Source organism: Hoylesella enoeca JCM 12259, assembly GCF_000613405.1.
Classification (GTDB): Bacteria; Bacteroidota; Bacteroidia; order Bacteroidales; family Bacteroidaceae; genus Prevotella; species Prevotella enoeca.
The window spans coordinates 1-16,437 of the sequence record NZ_BAIX01000045.1; the positions used below are offsets into that span (position 1 = coordinate 1).

The 16,437-nt window shown below is 49.3% G+C and carries 9 protein-coding genes and 6 pseudogenes; 7 read left to right on the forward strand and 8 right to left on the reverse strand.

What is annotated here, in order from left to right:
* Positions 1–418 precede the first annotated feature (418 nt).
* The 5 genes and pseudogenes from JCM12259_RS10600 to pyrB form a co-directional block, all read right to left on the reverse strand.
* Complete coding sequence (locus tag JCM12259_RS10600; RefSeq protein ID WP_025066445.1) at positions 419–859, reverse strand: hypothetical protein; 441 nt, start codon at positions 857–859, stop codon at positions 419–421.
* A gap of 105 nt (positions 860–964) precedes the next feature.
* Positions 965–1,912 (reverse strand): annotated as a pseudogene (locus tag JCM12259_RS15110) (IS982 family transposase).
* A 195-nt stretch (positions 1,913–2,107) separates the two neighbouring features.
* Positions 2,108–3,388, reverse strand: a complete 1,281-nt coding sequence (gene glyA, locus JCM12259_RS10610; protein WP_025066446.1) for a serine hydroxymethyltransferase — start codon at positions 3,386–3,388, stop codon at positions 2,108–2,110.
* A gap of 42 nt (positions 3,389–3,430) precedes the next feature.
* Entirely contained in the window at positions 3,431–3,886 is a 456-nt protein-coding gene (gene pyrI, locus JCM12259_RS10615) for an aspartate carbamoyltransferase regulatory subunit (protein WP_025066447.1), read from the reverse strand.
* Between the two features lie 22 nt (positions 3,887–3,908).
* Positions 3,909–4,855, reverse strand: a pseudogene (gene pyrB, locus JCM12259_RS15115) (aspartate carbamoyltransferase).
* A gap of 132 nt (positions 4,856–4,987) precedes the next feature.
* Here pyrB and JCM12259_RS15120 point away from each other — a divergent pair.
* Positions 4,988–7,298, forward strand: a pseudogene (locus JCM12259_RS15120) (transglycosylase domain-containing protein).
* Positions 7,299–7,647: 349 nt separating this feature from the next.
* On the opposite strand, the gene JCM12259_RS10630 reads toward JCM12259_RS15120, so the two are convergent.
* Complete coding sequence (locus tag JCM12259_RS10630; protein WP_025066448.1) at positions 7,648–9,321, reverse strand: glycoside hydrolase family 10-like protein; 1,674 nt, start codon at positions 9,319–9,321, stop codon at positions 7,648–7,650.
* A gap of 135 nt (positions 9,322–9,456) precedes the next feature.
* On the opposite strand from JCM12259_RS10630, the gene JCM12259_RS10635 reads away from it, so the two are divergent.
* The 6 genes and pseudogenes from JCM12259_RS10635 to JCM12259_RS10655 all read left to right on the forward strand — a co-directional run bounded on the left by JCM12259_RS10635 (position 9,457) and on the right by JCM12259_RS10655 (position 15,967).
* Positions 9,457–10,971, forward strand: a complete 1,515-nt coding sequence (locus JCM12259_RS10635) for a carbon starvation CstA family protein (protein ID WP_025066449.1) — start codon at positions 9,457–9,459, stop codon at positions 10,969–10,971.
* A gap of 8 nt (positions 10,972–10,979) precedes the next feature.
* Positions 10,980–11,467: pseudogene (locus JCM12259_RS15125) on the forward strand (outer membrane beta-barrel protein).
* 390 nt (positions 11,468–11,857) lie between these two features.
* Positions 11,858–12,178: pseudogene (locus JCM12259_RS17375) on the forward strand (DUF4369 domain-containing protein); the annotation flags it as partial.
* Between the two features lie 510 nt (positions 12,179–12,688).
* Positions 12,689–14,020, forward strand: coding sequence for a dihydroorotase (locus JCM12259_RS17380; RefSeq protein ID WP_025066450.1), 1,332 nt, complete (start codon positions 12,689–12,691; stop codon positions 14,018–14,020).
* On the forward strand, positions 14,017–15,186 hold the full coding sequence (locus JCM12259_RS10650; protein ID WP_025066451.1) for a metallophosphoesterase: 1,170 nt from the start codon (positions 14,017–14,019) through the stop codon (positions 15,184–15,186). Before JCM12259_RS17380 ends, JCM12259_RS10650 begins: the two co-directional genes overlap by 4 nt.
* Before the next feature lie 22 nt (positions 15,187–15,208).
* Entirely contained in the window at positions 15,209–15,967 is a 759-nt protein-coding gene (locus JCM12259_RS10655; RefSeq protein WP_025066452.1) for a lysophospholipid acyltransferase family protein, read from the forward strand.
* Between the two features lie 56 nt (positions 15,968–16,023).
* Here the strand turns inward: JCM12259_RS10655 and JCM12259_RS17385 are convergent, their stop codons facing one another.
* Positions 16,024–16,230 carry a hypothetical protein gene (locus JCM12259_RS17385; protein WP_025066453.1) on the reverse strand — a complete coding sequence of 69 codons (207 nt, stop codon included), beginning with the start codon at positions 16,228–16,230 and terminating at the stop codon, positions 16,024–16,026.
* A gap of 13 nt (positions 16,231–16,243) precedes the next feature.
* Positions 16,244–16,437, reverse strand: a pseudogene (locus tag JCM12259_RS17390) (hypothetical protein); the annotation flags it as partial.

The window sequence follows — 16,437 nt, forward strand, 5'->3', positions numbered from 1 at the left end:
TCGGAGTTCTTTTGCATCGCGCTGCTGGTTATATTTGCTTGTTTAATCATCTCTTTATTTGTTCTTTTTGATCGGTCCCTCTCTTGTTCAGACCCCCATCCCCCTAACTTAGGGGGCTAAGGGGGCGAAGCCGGCGGCAAAGGTAGGTAATTAATCTTAAACGTGCAAATGTTTTATTGAAAAATTCATCATTCTATTATGTGCAATAACTCAATACTTATTTCTTTTATGCGTTAGTCCGTTGTGATGCATACAGGATAGAGCAACTGTAAACAATGTGCTGTTGATATATTGTTTAATTTTTTTATTTCGTGTATGATCTTGCTTTCTGAAATATGCATCATCGTAATATCTGCCGCAAAGAGTCGCAGCTTTCGCTTGTAAACGCGATAGTAATAAAAAAGAGTGCCCGTTATGTTCATATTACTTCAAAAGTCGGCTCTTCTATTTTGATTTTTGGGAAATATAGCCCTCTTGTCTCATCATAGACTTCTTTATCAACCCACACAAGTTTTAGTTTTTCACGACCGATTGAAACCTCTGTAAGATGTAAAAGGTGAGGATTCATTTTTTCATATTTACGATAAACATAAACTGGTATGGATACACAATGATCACTTTCCCATCTTCTGAATTCCGAATGATTGGGAAAGAAACGAGGAGGAACCGCTATATAAATAGGCATTTGCGGCATAATATCTCGAGCTTGCCAAAAGCCTGTTCCAGAGTCATCTTCTTGTGACCGTGCTTCCGGATTAATGAGCCAATTGTCCATAAAAGATTTCTTTAGTTCTTCTGCATTGTTTTCAGCCTTGGTGGATACCTGCTTTTTGCTATAAACTTGATTGATCAATGTCACCAATCGCTGTGCCGAATAAGTTTGGCCTATTGATAATAGTTCTTTAGTCTTAAGAAAAGCTTCGTTAGGTCGTAGTTTTTTCTTTCCTTCAACTTGTTGTCGGAATTAATTTAATGCATATTTGACATGTCCTAGTGGTCTGTCGTTTATGTAGTTAATGTATTGTAGTACTGTAAACGTACTAATTTTGGCAGTAATTCTTGCGAATAGTCCTGTGGTCTGTTTGGCATAGTTCCTGATGAGCATGAGATGGTCACATAGTTGAGAGAAACAAGTCTAAATTCTTTTTCTAGCCTTCGCATAAGATTTAAAAGTAGGCTTCCATGTCTTCATGTTTAATCTATACGGAACCTCAAGTTTGATGTGCGCAGATGCAAACAAATCTTGTTGCAGTTCTGCACTCAGATAAGCTCTATCAGCAAGAAAACAGCAATCTGAAAATTCAAACTTCACATCTTTCATATAATGTATATCATGAACATTAGCAGCGGTCAGGTCAAATGAATGTATACCGCATACAGCGTGCAACTTATAACCATAATAATATACTCCTTGCGTGGCGCAGTAACCAAAAGCTGGATATTTATCAGGCTCGTCCTTGCCCATCTTGCAGCGTTTGCCTCTTGAGAGTCTGCAAACCTCTATCGGTTTGGAATCTACACAGAAATATTCCTCTACACCATCCATTGCCTTTGCTATACGCTTACGAATCATTTCACACAGCTGATATGTGTTCTTGCGACGGTCATTGAACTGGCGACGACTGATGAGATGACAAAAGTCCTTTTGGTATTCTTTCAGCCGGTCAAAGAGGTTATTCTCACTGTCAATGCCGAGATGCTCAGCTGTCAGACTGAGGGCTATGACATCAAGGTCAGAGAAGCGAGGGACAACACCACGACGAGGAATATTTCCAAGGTCATTAACCAATCCGTAGGAAAATTTCTTGCATATCTCAAGGATTTTGACGAAATTCGCATATAAGTTGTGCATGGAGATAAAGTAGATAACAGTATTGTTAATCATCATAAAGTTACTGATTTTTAGCGACATGTGCAACTTTTTACATTCATATTTCTGATATTTTATCTATTGATTAATTCCGCCAACGGGTTAGTAATCGGAATGAATATATCGTATAAATGGCGGAGAAGGAGGTTCTGTTTTCTTGAATATTCAAAGAAAATCGGGTATTGAGTGATGTTGATTCACCCAATACCCGATCTTATTGATTCACTAATTCTTTGCTTAATAAGCGAAGAGCGGATAATCTCTCATCGTCTCATTAACCTTGGTACGAACCTTTGTGATGACTGTTTCGTCTTCGGGGTGGTTGAGTACTTCTTCGATGAGCTCGGCAATTAATACCATCAGGTCTTCCTTAGCACCGCGCGTGGTGATGGCTGCCGTACCGAGACGGATACCGCTTGTCTGGAATGCACTACGCGTATCGAACGGAACCATATTCTTGTTGACAGTGATGTCGGCTGCAACCAAAGCTTTCTCTGCCACCTTACCCGTGAGTTCGGGATATTTGGTACGCAGGTCTACGAGCATGGAATGATTGTCCGTGCCGCCACTCACGATGCCGAATCCGCGTTTCACGAGTTCTTCTGCCAGCACTTTGGCATTCTTCTGCACTTGTTTGGCCCAATCTTTAAACTCGGGTTGCAATGCCTCTTGGAATGCCACGGCTTTAGCGGCGATGACGTGTTCGAGCGGCCCACCCTGCTGACCTGGGAACACGGCGCTGTTGATCAGCTGACTCATCATCTTGACTTCGCCTTTTGGTGTTTTGAGACCCCATGGATTTTCAAAGTCTTTTCCCATTAGGATGATACCGCCACGCGGACCACGAAGTGTCTTGTGCGTGGTGGATGTCACAATGTGTGCATATTTAACGGGATTTTCGAGCAGTCCGGCTGCAATCAATCCGGCAGGATGTGCCATATCTACCATTAGTAAGGCACCCACTTTATCGGCAATTTCGCGCATTCGCTTATAATCCCATTCACGACTGTAAGCAGATCCACCGCCGATGATCAGCTTAGGTTTATGTTCGAGGGCAAGCTGTTCCATCTCATCGTAATCAACGCGGCCGGTTTCTTTCTTGACGTTGTAGCCAATGGGATTGTAGAGGATTCCCGAAGTGTTTACCAAACTTCCATGGGACAGGTGGCCTCCGTGTGCGAGGTTCAATCCCATGAATGTGTCACCGGGTTTGAGACAAGCGAGCAACACGGCTGCATTGGCTTGTGCTCCGGAGTGGGGCTGGACGTTGGCAAACTCTGCGCCGAAGAGTTTCTTGATACGCTCGCGAGCTAAGTCTTCAACGACGTCGACCACCTCACAACCGCCATAGTAACGTTTGCCGGGCAGACCTTCTGCATACTTGTTGGTGAGATAAGATCCCATTGCTTCCATTACTTCATCGCTGACAAAGTTCTCGGATGCGATCAGTTCAATTCCTTTCAGCTGACGCTGATGTTCTTTTTCGATTAGATCGAAAATCTCTTGATCTCTCTTCATAATTTAAGATTGTTGTTAGTTTAGGTTTTGTTATGTATGAATTTAGCAAAGTTCCACTTTGTCGATATCTTGTTCCTTGTCGCAATAATGACATTTTAGGATGCCTTGTTCCTTGTCTACGACGTTGAAGATAGTTGAGACGGGTTCGTTGTTCGTGATACACTTCGGATTGTTGCACTTGACGATGCCGCGCAACTCATCGGGCGTATCGACAGTTTTCTTCTCCACCACTTCATAGTCTCGTATGATATTGAGGACGATCTTGGGAGCAACCACAGACAAGCGAGATATTTCTTCATCGGTGAAGAACTTGTCCGACACTTTGATGATACCTTTCTTACCCACTTTTTTTGACGGGTAATTATTGCCGATCGTCACGGGAGTGATGAGGTTTTGCAATTCGAGGAGTGCTGCCACCTGATAGGTTTTTTCGGCGGGAATATGGTCGATCACCGTACCGTTTTCAATGGCTGCTACCAATCTTTCTTTCTTGTTCATCTGAAATTAGTTTTTAGGATAGCTAAGCGATGATGGTTGGATCATTCAAAATATCGTCTAAACCAAGTCTCAACACATGACTGAATATGGCTTCGCGCGCATAGAGTCCGTTTTGGGCTTGTTGGATATAGTAAGCATGCGGGTCATCGTCCACGTCATAAGATATTTCGTTCACGCGCGGAAGTGGATGGAGTATCTTCATATTCGGTTTGGCCAAGTGCAGCATCTCTCGCCTTAATATATAGGTGTTTTTGACGCGTTCATATTCCATCAGATCCGAGAATCGCTCTTTCTGCACGCGTGTCATATAGATAATGTCGGCTTCGGCAATGACTTTATCGGTAAAGGCTGTGTGCTCCTGAAAGCGGATATCGTTTTTCTTGCAATAGAGTTTATATTCATTAGGCATTGCCAACTCTTTCGGCGCTATGAAATGGAATGTGGGGTTGAAGTGGCGCATCGCGTGATAAGCGAGTGAACCGTGCGCCCATACTTTAAGTCGCCGACCAGATATATATTAAGATTGTCCAAAGTGCCCTGCGTCTTATAGATCGAATACAGATCGAGCAGACACTGTGATGGATGCATATGGGCACCATCACCGGCATTGATGATAGGCACCGGCGACACTTCACTGGCATATTGTGCAGCTCCCTCGATGTAATGGCGCATCACGATCACATCGGCATAATTGGCCACCATCAAGATCGTGTCTTTCAGCGTCTCGCCTTTGCTCACACTCGAAGCCCTCGCATCGGTGAAGCCGATCACTTTTGCTCCCAACCGATTGGCGGCTGTCTCAAAGCTCAGCCTCGTCCGTGTCGATGGCTCGAAAAACAGAGTGGCTACGATCTTGCCTTTAAGGATGTCGCGATTGGGATGTTGCTCGAAAGCCTGAGCCATACGAATAAGATAAAGGATCTTATCACGGGATAAATCAGCAATCGTCACAAAGTTATGGTTTTCCATCGCCTGATGCGTTTTTAGGGTCGGTGAATTAGTTGATTTCGGCCGCTAAGATACATATAAATTTTGAATGCGATAGCTATTTAGATAGAAAAGTTGTACTTTTGCACGCAAATTTATTATTAGATAACAGAAATGAGAAAGGTATTCATACACTTTCTATGGTGGACACTTAGCACTGTTGTCCTATTGACCATTGCGGCTTTCACGGCCATTTGGTTCGGCTGGATCGGTTACATGCCACCGGTCGAAGATTTGCAAAACCCGATCGATCGTTTTGCCACACAGGTTTACTCGGCCGACGGCGCCGTGATGGGCACATGGAACTTCAATCGCGAAAACCGCATCTGTATTCCTTACTCTCATCTCTCACCGCATCTTGTCCATGCCTTGGTGGCTACCGAAGATGCCCGCTTCTATGATCATTCGGGAGTAGACTTCATCGCCATCGGTCGAGCTGTGGTCAAACGCGGCTTGATGGGGCAGACAAGTGCCGGCGGAGGCAGCACGATCACTCAGCAATTGGCCAAACAACTCTATTCGGCCACGGTGCACTCCACGACCGAGCGACTCTTGCAGAAGCCTATCGAATGGGTGATTGCCGTAAAGCTGGAACGAAATTACACGAAAGAAGAGATCATCGCACTCTATCTCAACTATTTTGATTTTCTACACAATGCCGTCGGAATCAAAACGGCGGCCAACACTTACTTTAATAAGGAACCGAAAGATCTGTCTGTCACCGAGGCTGCCACATTGATCGGTCTGTGCAAGAATCCCTCGCTGTTCAATCCTGTGCGTTATCCTGCGCGGTGTGTCGAGCGGCGGAATGTGGTCTTGTCGCAAATGACCAAAGCGGGGTTTCTCACCGAGCAAAATATCGCCAATACTGTGCACAACCGCTGACATTGGATTTCCACCGCACAGATCATAAAGACGGCATCGCCACCTTCTTCCGCGAATTTCTTCGCCGCTATATGATGGCCAAACTACCCGAACGGAAAGATTATCCCTCCTGGAACAAACGGCAATATGTGATTGATTCCATTGCGTGGGCCACCGATCCGTTATGCGGCTGGTGCAACAAGAATGTCAAGAAGAATGGCGACCCCTATAACCTCTACACCGATGGCTTGAAAGTGTACACAACCATCGATTCGCGTATGCAACGCTATGCCGAAGAAGCTGTTTACCGGCACGTGGCAAAATTCTTGCAACCGGAGTTCACCAAGGAAAATCGAAACAAGCCCAATGCACCCTTCACGATCAGCTGACCCGCCAACAAATAAAAGCCATCATGATCCGGTCGATGCGCCAAAGCGAGCGTTACAGAGTGCTGAAAGAGGCTGGTGCTTCTGAGGCGGAGATTCGTCGCTCTTTCCGCACACCCACAGAGATGTCGGTCTTCACCTATCATGGAGACATCGACACCGTTATGACACCGATAGACAGCATCCGCTATTACAAATCCTTCCTGCGCACCGGATTTATGAGTATGGAACCCATGACCGGGCAGGTCAAAGCCTATGTCGGCGGTATCGATTTCGCCCACTTCCAATACGATATGGTGATGGAAGGGCGGAGACAGATCGGTTCGACCATCAAACCCTTCCTCTATTCGCTGGCAATGGAAAACGGCTTCTCGCCCTGCGACAAAGCTCCTAACGTGCAACGATCCTATTTGGTGGCGGGCCGCAGTTGGACGCCTCGCAACACCAGCCGAAGTCGATACGGACAGATGGTAACATTGAAGTGGGGACTGGCACAGTCTAACAACTGGATCTCGGCCTATCTGATGAGCAAATTGAATCCCCGACAGTTCGTGCAATTACTCCACGACTTCGGCATCAGCAATCCCGAGATTCATCCCTCGATGTCATTATGCCTCGGCCCCTGCGAAGTGTCCGTGGCCGAGATGGTCAGTGCTTACACCGCATTTGCCAATCACGGCATCCGTTGCGCACCGATGTTCGTTTCGCGCATCGAAGATAATGAAGGCAATGTCATCGCCACATTCCAGCCCCGCATGAACGAGGTGATCAGCGAAGAGAGTGCCAATAAGATGCTCATCGAACTCATGGCCGTCGTGGATGAAGGCACAGCTAAACGACTCCGCTTCAAATATCACATCGAGGGCGAAATCGGCGGGAAAACCGGCACCACCAACCGCAATGCCGATGCGTGGTTCGTGGGGGTTACGCCCCAGTTAGTGAGCGGCTGCTGGGTTGGCGGCGAAGATCGCGACATCCATTTCGATTCGATGCGGATGGGACAAGGAGCCACGATGGCGCTTCCCATCTGGGCCTATTACATGACCCAAGTGTATGCCGACCGGCGTCTGCATTATGAGTCAAGTCAAACATTCGGCATTCCCCAAGGCTTCAACCCATGCCAAAAGGAAGACAACGGTATCAACGAATTTGGAATCGACGAGATTTACGAGTGACCTTTTGAGGTTCGTCAATTGAAAAGAGAATAGATTTTGAGGTTTCGGCCGCGGCTGAAACCTCATTTTTCCAATTTTTGGGTCGTCGGCCGCGGCCGAAACGCTGTTTTTCCAATTTTGAGGCTGTCGCCCGCAGGCGAAACGCTGTTTTTCCAATTTTGAGGCTGTCGCCCGCAGGCGAAACGCTGTTTTTCTAATTTTGAGGCTGTCGCCCGCGGGCGAAACGCTGTTTTTCCAATTTTGAGGCTGTCGCCCGCGGGCGAAACGTTGTTTTTCTGATTTTTTGCCCGTCGGGAACCCCCGACGGGTTACTTGAACGGACATGATAAAGGATGAATCAATACGGCTGTCATGGCCGAGTCAGAAGGCACAATCCTAAGCGATGTGACACGCCTTGGGCGTTGAGCGAACGAATCACGTATATCCCGGCCGGAAGATCTCGAATGTCGATCGACACGCCTCGATAAGAACGCGTGGCAATAATAGCGCCTTGAAGCGTCTCTATCGCAATGAGATCGGCATCCATGGTCGGACTCTTTTGCGGCAGTCGAAGTGTTTGTCCATCACACGGCAGGAGATCGCCAGCAGCTGTTTCGGCTTGCGGTTGTGGCATCTGTATAGATTCGCTCTCGTTGCCGTATCGGTCGACTGCCGTCACGGCATAATATCTTTGGCCTTTAACGGCTGGCAACTCGATCGAGGTGGATTGCAGACGCACGGCAATCAAATTGTCTGCCTCCGTGATATCGACAGGATAGACACGACTGCTATATACATTATATAATAAATAGGGACCGTCGCTGCGATCTCGGGCACCCTGCCACGAAAGTATAGTCGAGGTGCTTCCCGGCGACACAGCCATGCCGATAGATGTTGGAGGCATCGGGCGGGTGGCATGAATCCATGTCATGGCAGGGATCAGTGCCGGGCTACGATCAAATTCATCGGCCGTGAAATCATAGATTCCTTTGACGTTTTCTGTGAAGAAGCGGGAGCGGAAATGGGCAAACCCAAGACGCCATCGGCGCAGGAGTTCCATTTCACGCGTGATCGTCTCTAAGGGCCAGTCGGCTTCGCGAGGCGACAGGAAATAAGTGCCGAGGCCGGGAGCTATGATTCGCCCGTTGCTCTGTTCGGCCCAATCAATGGCGAAGGGATAGAATTGGTTGCCTTGAAAATACATCATGGGGAAGAGTTCGTCCATGATTCCTGCACGCAACCAACTTTGAGCGTCTTGGCAGACTTTGGTATATGCATTCCAACCATGACTCCAAAAACGACTCAGATCGTCATGCTTCCCAACGGGCGAGCAGCTCAATTTTACCCAAGGCTTACGCGCCTTGATCCGCGTATAGACAGTTCGCACGATGTTGGTGATGTGAGCGCGTGCCCGATCACGAGATATCTTAATGGGCCAAGTCTCGGGATAGCGAATATAGTCGAGGTGGATTCCGTCGATATCATAATTGCTCGTGAGTTCATCGCATATATCGGCAAGCCACGAAGCCGTCCGCGTGCCTTCCGGATTCATATAGCCCTCGGCTCCGATGCGACGTATCAAGCCCGGGAGTCGCTGTCTGAGGCGGCGGCACCCCACTCCATCCCATTTGCCGACAGGCATCGTCACCACCCACGCCTGTATCTCCATGCCCCGCTTGTGACACTGGTCTACGGCGAATTTCAGTGCATCATACCCCGGCGACTGCCCCGGTATGCCAGACAGACAACCATCCCATGGTTCGTATTGGGATGGATAAATCATCGTGCCACGTATGCGTGTCTGCATCAAAACAGTGTTGATGCCGGCCTGTTGCAGTCGATCGAGCATGTGACAAAGTTCTTGTTGCTGTTTCGCGGCCGACTGTTGGCTGCGTGCATAACTATGAGGCCAGTCGAGGCCACCTATCGTGGTGAGCCACACGGCGCGCACTTCGTATTTAGGAGCAGCAGACAGCACATCAGCCCTTGCATATATCACCCCAACAAACAGGATGGAAAGAAGTAACGGAAAGATTCTTTTCATTGGATCAAGGATATGGTAACTATTTGGTCTAAATATGTTTTAACTTGCCAATCGCCTGCAAAGTTATACCTTTTTGCGCATTATTCAAATTATTTGTTTACTTTTGCAACGACTATTTACACGATCTGTCAGAATATGATTTCATTCACATTATCACTCTTAGCACTGGTCATAGGCTACCTGATTTACGGTAAATGTGTCGAGCATGTGTTCAAGCCAGACGACCGACCGACACCCGCCATAGCGCAGGCAGATGGTGTTGACTATATCGCAATGCCCACCTGGAAGATCTTTATGATCCAATTCCTAAACATCGCGGGCACCGGTCCGATCTTTGGGGCGATCATGGGGGCATGGTATGGCCCTGCGGCTTATTTATGGATTGTGTTCGGTTGCATCTTCGCAGGTGCTGTTCATGATTATTTCAGCGGTATGCTGTCTGTCCGACATCATGGAGAGGGGCTGCCCGAACTGGTGGGCCTCTATCTCGGTAAGAGAACACGACGCGTGATGCTGGTTTTCTCCGTAATGCTGTTATTGATGGTTGGCGTGGTGTTCGTTTACAGTCCGGCCATCATTTTGGGTGATATTTGGGGATCGAAGCTGACATGGATCATCGTGATCTTTATCTATTATATTGTTGCAACGATGATGCCGATAGACAAGATTATTGGTAAAGTCTATCCGCTTTTTGCTTTCTCTCTGTTATTTATGGCATTGGCACTATTGGTTGGTCTGTTTGTCAAGATGCCCGAACTGCCCGAGTGGTGGAGTAATCTCAGTCAGAGCAATATGAATGAGAATCCCGCCTGGTTGGGAGAAAGCAAGTTCATGGAAATCAATCCGCTATTCCCCTGTCTGTTCATAACCATTGCTTGCGGTGCAATCAGTGGGTTTCATGCCACTCAAAGCCCATTGATGGCACGCTGCCTGACATCCGAACGCCATGGGCGCCCCATCTTTTATGGAGCTATGATCACTGAGGGTGTCGTGGCGTTGGTATGGGCCTCGGTGTCGATGTATTTCTTCTATGATGGTGGTTGGCGTGAAGTCGTAGCCCCCGAGGTGGTCAATCAATTTATCGCGCAGGTTCGGGACGGACACAGCCTGATCGAGTTTTTCAGTGCGCCGGCCGTTGTCAAGCAGGTGTGTGAGGGATGGCTCGGCATCTTCGGCGGAATCCTGGCCTTGCTCGGTGTGGTTGCTGCACCAATCACCAGTGGCGACACAGCTTTTCGCAGTGCCCGACTCATTATAGCAGAGTTCATCCACCTTGATCAGCGAGCCATTGCCAAGCGGCTCTATATCTGTCTGCCGATGTTTCTGGCAGCCATCGCCCTACTGGTTTGGCAGATGGAAAACCCCAACGGATTCAATATCATTTGGCAGTATTTCGGTTGGGCCAACCAGACGTTGGCCGTCTTCACACTTTGGACGGTCACGGTGTATCTCGTACAGCAGCATAAACCATTCTATATCACCCTCATCCCAGCTCTTTTCATGACAACGGTCTGCGCCACGTTCCTGCTTGTTTCTCCGCAGGCATTCGGCCTGAGCCAACAGATTTCTTACACCGGAAGCGCAGTGGTGTTAATAGGGGCTTTGGTATGGTTCTTTGCTTGGTATCAACGACAAATCAATCAAAAATAAATAGGATTATGAAGAAGAAGATTGTATTACTCATGGCAACCTTGTTGCTCACGCTCACTGCCCATGCGCAGTTTGAGGAAGAGAAAACGTATGTTGGAGGATCGCTCACCGGCTCAACCTCAACTACAATGGGATGGACAAACTCAATCTCGGTGTGCAGGCACAAGCCGGCTACTTTATCGAAGACAACTGGATGGTACTGGCCCAAGCTGCCTTACAGCACAGTGGCAACAAGACCGTGGCCGATAACGTGTCGGTCGGTGTGGGCGCACGTTATTACATCGTGCAAAACGGTCTCTATCTGGGGGCCAACTGCAAACTGGTGCATGCTTACCACAGTTACAATGATTTGATGCCCGGTGTGGAACTGGGTTACGCATTCTTTGTTAGCCGCACCGTAACCATCGAACCGGCGATCTATTATGACCAGTCTTTCAAGAGTCATAAGGATTATTCCACCATCGGCTTAAAAATCGGCATCGGCGTTTATATCTGATCCGACCATAGCCCCAAAGATGCAGAAAGAGCGCGCTCTCTCTGCATCTTTTTATTTTTTACGGTCGATCGTGCAGACTGACCGACAGTCAAAGGCAACGATCCCATGTCTCCATCTTTGATCAAGCCAGCCGATTCCCAAGGGCAAGATGACAAGTATACGACCTGTGGGCGACCACTCGTATAGTGCTGCCCCACAGATATACGACTTCTCGGCCATCCTCTCCGCAAATTTCGGTCGTCTCCCTGCGGCAAAAACCGTGGCAAACTCATCGCCTGCCCCATCAAAAAAATACTTAAATGCAAGCTACAATCAATTAAATAGCATGAAAATCTTTTCTGACATGGATTTTACGCACTACCTTTGTGTAACAGAAGAAGAAAACGGTTTATGAACAAAGTCTTTTACGCTTTTATCTCTTTGCTGACTTTCACCTCATGCGCGAGCTCTTACAACATACAAGGCTCGTCGAATGTTGCCACATTAGACGGACAGAAATTGTATCTGAAAGTACTCAAAGACAACGACTTCAAGAAAATAGACTCATGCGATGTGGTTCACGGCATATTCAACTTCACCGGTTCGGTCGACTCCGTGCGCATTGCCAGCATCTTCATGGATGAAGAGAGTGTGCTTCCTGTGGTTTTGGAGCGTGGAGACATTAGTATCAAAATCGACAACACACAGCAGATCGTGAGCGGAACGCCGCTAAACGACAAGCTGTTTCGCTTCTTGAACAAATACAATCAATTGAAAAGTCAAGAGGCAGAACTCGTCCACAAGCACGATCAAGCGATCATGAACGGTCTCAACATGGATGTGGTCAATGCTCGGTTGGCCGCTGAGAGCATGGCCATCTCGCAGCAGGAAGACAGCCTGATCACCGGATTTGTTACCGAAAACTTTGATAACGTGTTGGGGCCAGGCGTGTTTATGATGGTCACCATCGCTTATCGTTACCCCGAACTGACACCGTGGATCGAAGATATCATGAGCAAAGCAACCGACCGGTTCAAGAATGATCCATACGTGAAAGACTATTACAAAAAAGCGCAAGAAAACCAACAGATTATGAACGGGATGAAGGAACCCCCCTCGGTTCCTTCCGAGCAGCCCGCACCCGGAGCTATCCTGACGGAACTGCGCCGGCACAGGCTGCACCGACACCCAATGAGTTGGCCCAACCTGCCGACGAAGCCCAATGACTTAATGCCCAGAAAGATGTCGACACTCATTCATGGCGGTACGATTGTCAATGAGGGCAGAACTTTCATCGGTTCGGTTGAGATAGACCGTGACCGCATAGCATCCGTTACAGAAGGCATATCACTCCCCCGTGGCCACTACGATCAACGCGTAGATGCCACGGGGTGTTTCGTATTGCCGGGTATCATAGATGATCACGTGCACTTCCGGGAGCCTGGACTCACAGCTAAGGCCGACATTGAGAGCGAGAGCAGAGCAGCAGCTTATGGCGGTGTGACCTCCTATTTTGAGATGCCTAACACTGTGCCACAGACCACAACGATCGAGCGTTGGGAAGAGAAGACGACTTTGGCTAAGGATAGGAGCCACGTGAATTACAGTTTCTTTTTCGGCGCGACCAACAGCAATGCGCCACTGTTTGAGCAACTGGATCGTCACCGTGTGCCGGGCATCAAGCTCTTCATGGGAGCCAGTACGGGCAACATGCTCGTGGATCGGCGCGAATCACTGGAACGGGTTTTCGAGACAGCTGCCCGGATGGATCTTCCCGTGATGACACACTGCGAAGACACGGCACTCATCAATCGCAACATGGCGGCCATGAAAGCCACGTATGGCGATGATCCGGCCGTCTCGCTGCACCCGCAGATACGCTCGGCAGAAGCCTGCTATCTGTCGTCTTCGTGGGCCGTCAAACTCGCCAAAATCTATGGCACACAATTACACGTGGCCCATCTCACCACGGCCAAAGAACTGGAACTTTTCGGGACAGATCCTCGGATCACTGCCGAAGCCGTGATTGCCCACCTCATTTTCACCGACGAAGACTATCTGTCGAAAGGTGCTTGGATCAAATGCAACCCTGCGGTGAAGTCGGCTGCCGACCGCGATGCACTGCGGCATGCCCTTGCCGACGGCAGGATCAGCGTCGTAGGGACCGACCATGCACCGCACCTGATACACGACAAGCAGGGCGGTTGTTGTCAGGCAGCTTCGGGCATGCCGATGATTCAATTCTCGCTGGTCACGATGTTGGAACTGGTTGACGGCGGCGTGCTCTCCATCGAGCGATTGGTCGAGCTGATGTGTCATCATCCCGCCCAACTATTTGGAGTATGCAGGCGCGGCTATCTGCGCTCGGGCTACAAAGCCGACATAGCGATCGTGCGCCCCAATAGTCCTTGGACAGTGACCGAAGACGTGATTCAGAGCAAGTGCAAATGGAGTCCGATGCTCGGCCATCGCTATCAATGGCAAATCCGACAAACGTTCTGCAACGGTCGGCTCATCTACGACGACGGAACCTTTGACACTGCCAGCCGCGGAGAGGAGATTACGTTCAGATGATTGCCCGCATATTCATACCAATTATCTTGGCCATCGTGTTGCCCGACTTGTATTTCGATCAGCACTATCTGCGTCGATCCTCATGGCGCACATGGTGGAAACGAATGCTGTGGTGGTTGCCTTCAGTCATCCTTCTGGGCTACACCGTGGCGCTGGCGTCCATCCGCAACTTTGCACCCGACGATCTGTCGTGGCTCAATATTTATCTGTTCCTCATCGGATCGATCGTCGCGCCCAAAGCCATCTTCGCACTGTGCTCCGGCGCCGGACTGCTTTACAGTCGACTCACACACACGCGTCACAATTGGGGCAACCTGATCGCCCTCCCGCTCTGTGCCTTTTTGCTATATCTATTGGTATATGGGTCCACCCTCGGCTTCCGGAAACTGGAAATCCGTCATATCGACATCTATTCGCGAGAATTGCCCAAAGCCTTCGACGGCTATCGCATCGCGCAATTCAGTGATGCCCATGTGGGTACGCTGACAGGCAGCCGACGCAGAATCATCACGCGGTTTGTCGATAGCCTTAATGCTCAAAAGGCCGATGCCATCGTCTTCACCGGCGATTTGCAGAATATGCAACCGGCCGAGCTTGAGCCCGTGCACGATCTCCTGAAATCGCTGCACGCCAAAGACGGCGTGTTCTCCGTGCTCGGCAATCATGATTACAGTCAATACATTCAGACCGATCCGGCCACGAAGATGGCGCATGAACGGGAGACCATCTCACGCGAACGACAGTTCGGATGGACGCTCCTGCTCAACGAGCACCGCATCATCCGCCGCGGAAAAGATTCGCTGGTGATCGCCGGAGAAGAAAACGACGGTCGACCGCCGTTTCCACATCGGGGCAACATCAACAAGACATTGGCAGGCATTGCGCCCTCGGCCTATGTTGTCATGCTGCAACACGATCCCTCAGCCTGGCGCCGATCAATACTTCCCCGATCACACGCACAACTCACATTGAGCGGCCACACCCACGGCGGCCAAATCCAATTGTTCGGCCTCCGCCCCACGATGCTGTCCTGCAAAGAAGATTACGGACTCTATCTCGACGGCCATCGGGCACTCTACGTGTCGGCGGGGGTCGGCGCACTAATCCCTTTCCGCTTCGGCATCCCCGGCGAAATCGCAGTCATCACGTTGCACAAACTCCCTTGATCTATCCCAACATCCACCGACAATGAAATATCTCTACCGCCTGTATCAACTCCTCCTCGCTTTCCCACTCATCCTCATCGCCACCATCCTCACGGCTTTGACCGTGGTCATCGGATGCACGATCGGTAGCGGACACTTCTGGGGCTATTATCCCGGCAAATGGTGGGCATGGTTTGTCGTGCGCATCTTGCTCTTGCCAGTCAAGGTCGAGGGACGCGAAAACTTGGTCCGAGGGCAATCGTATGTCTTTGTGAGCAACCACCAAGGAGCCTTCGATATCTTCCTGATCTATGGATTCTTGGGACGCAACTTCAAGTGGATGATGAAACGCCAGTTGCGCCAGGTGCCCTTTGTCGGCATAGCCTGCCAGGCCGCCCACCACATCTTCGTAGACAAACGCGGCCCGAGCAAGATCCGACAGACTTACGAGCAGGCTCGCAAAACATTAAAAAACGGAATGTCGCTGGTTGTCTTCCCCGAGGGAGCACGCACTTTTACGGGTCACATGGGCAGCTTCCGTCGCGGCGCCTTCATGTTGGCCGACGAGCTGCAACTGCCCGTCGTCCCCATCACCATCAACGGCTCCTTCAACGTCATGCCCCGCACACGCGACCTGCGATGGGCCATCTGGCATCCGCTCAGACTCACCATCCATCGCCCGATCGTCCCTATCGGTCACGGTCTCGACAACATTTGTCATGCCGAAACCCTCAGTTACGCCGCCATCATGTCAGCCCTCGTCCCCGAGTATCAAGGTTTTAAAGAGAATCCCGACCAGTAATGCGCAATGCTCAATGTTGAGTTAGGAATAGGGAATGAGGACTGTGGAACGAAAAATTAATTGAGCAAAAACACAAATATAAATCCATCTACAAAACCACCCATACCTACAACCACCAACAAAGCAAAAGGGTGAAAAACATGCCCCAGCACCGCCGTGAGTTTCTCCACTTTCGCCTCGTTGCAGAGTTGCAACACGCGCAATGCAAACTGATAATGCTCCATGTTTTGGAGCAGCTGTTTGTGAAGTTGTTTAATTTCCATAGTTTTAAATTGATTAGATTATAAAATAAGCCATCCCTCCGGGGGGAAACGCTGTTTTCGCGTTTTTTTGATTTTCCCTCCGGAGGGAAACGCTGCTTTCGCGTTTTTTTGATTTTCCCTCCGGAGGGAAATGCTGTTTTCGCAGTTTTTTCGTTTTCCCTCCTGGGGGGAAACGCTGCTTTCGCAGTTTTTTCGTTTTCCCTCCGG

What these genes read in the sequence shown, in the direction of transcription:
- glyA (WP_025066446.1), bottom strand. Translation starts at nt 3,388, where the DNA reads ATGAAGAGAGATCAAGAGATTTTCGATCTAATCGAAAAAGAACATCAG.
- pyrI (WP_025066447.1), bottom strand. Translation starts at nt 3,886, where the DNA reads ATGAACAAGAAAGAAAGATTGGTAGCAGCCATTGAAAACGGTACGGTG.
- JCM12259_RS10630 (WP_025066448.1), bottom strand. Translation starts at nt 9,321, where the DNA reads ATGAAAAGAATCTTTCCGTTACTTCTTTCCATCCTGTTTGTTGGGGTG.
- JCM12259_RS10635 (WP_025066449.1), top strand. Translation starts at nt 9,457, where the DNA reads ATGATTTCATTCACATTATCACTCTTAGCACTGGTCATAGGCTACCTG.
- JCM12259_RS17380 (WP_025066450.1), top strand. Translation starts at nt 12,689, where the DNA reads ATGTCGACACTCATTCATGGCGGTACGATTGTCAATGAGGGCAGAACT.
- JCM12259_RS10650 (WP_025066451.1), top strand. Translation starts at nt 14,017, where the DNA reads ATGATTGCCCGCATATTCATACCAATTATCTTGGCCATCGTGTTGCCC.
- JCM12259_RS10655 (WP_025066452.1), top strand. Translation starts at nt 15,209, where the DNA reads ATGAAATATCTCTACCGCCTGTATCAACTCCTCCTCGCTTTCCCACTC.
- JCM12259_RS17385 (WP_025066453.1), bottom strand. Translation starts at nt 16,230, where the DNA reads ATGGAAATTAAACAACTTCACAAACAGCTGCTCCAAAACATGGAGCAT.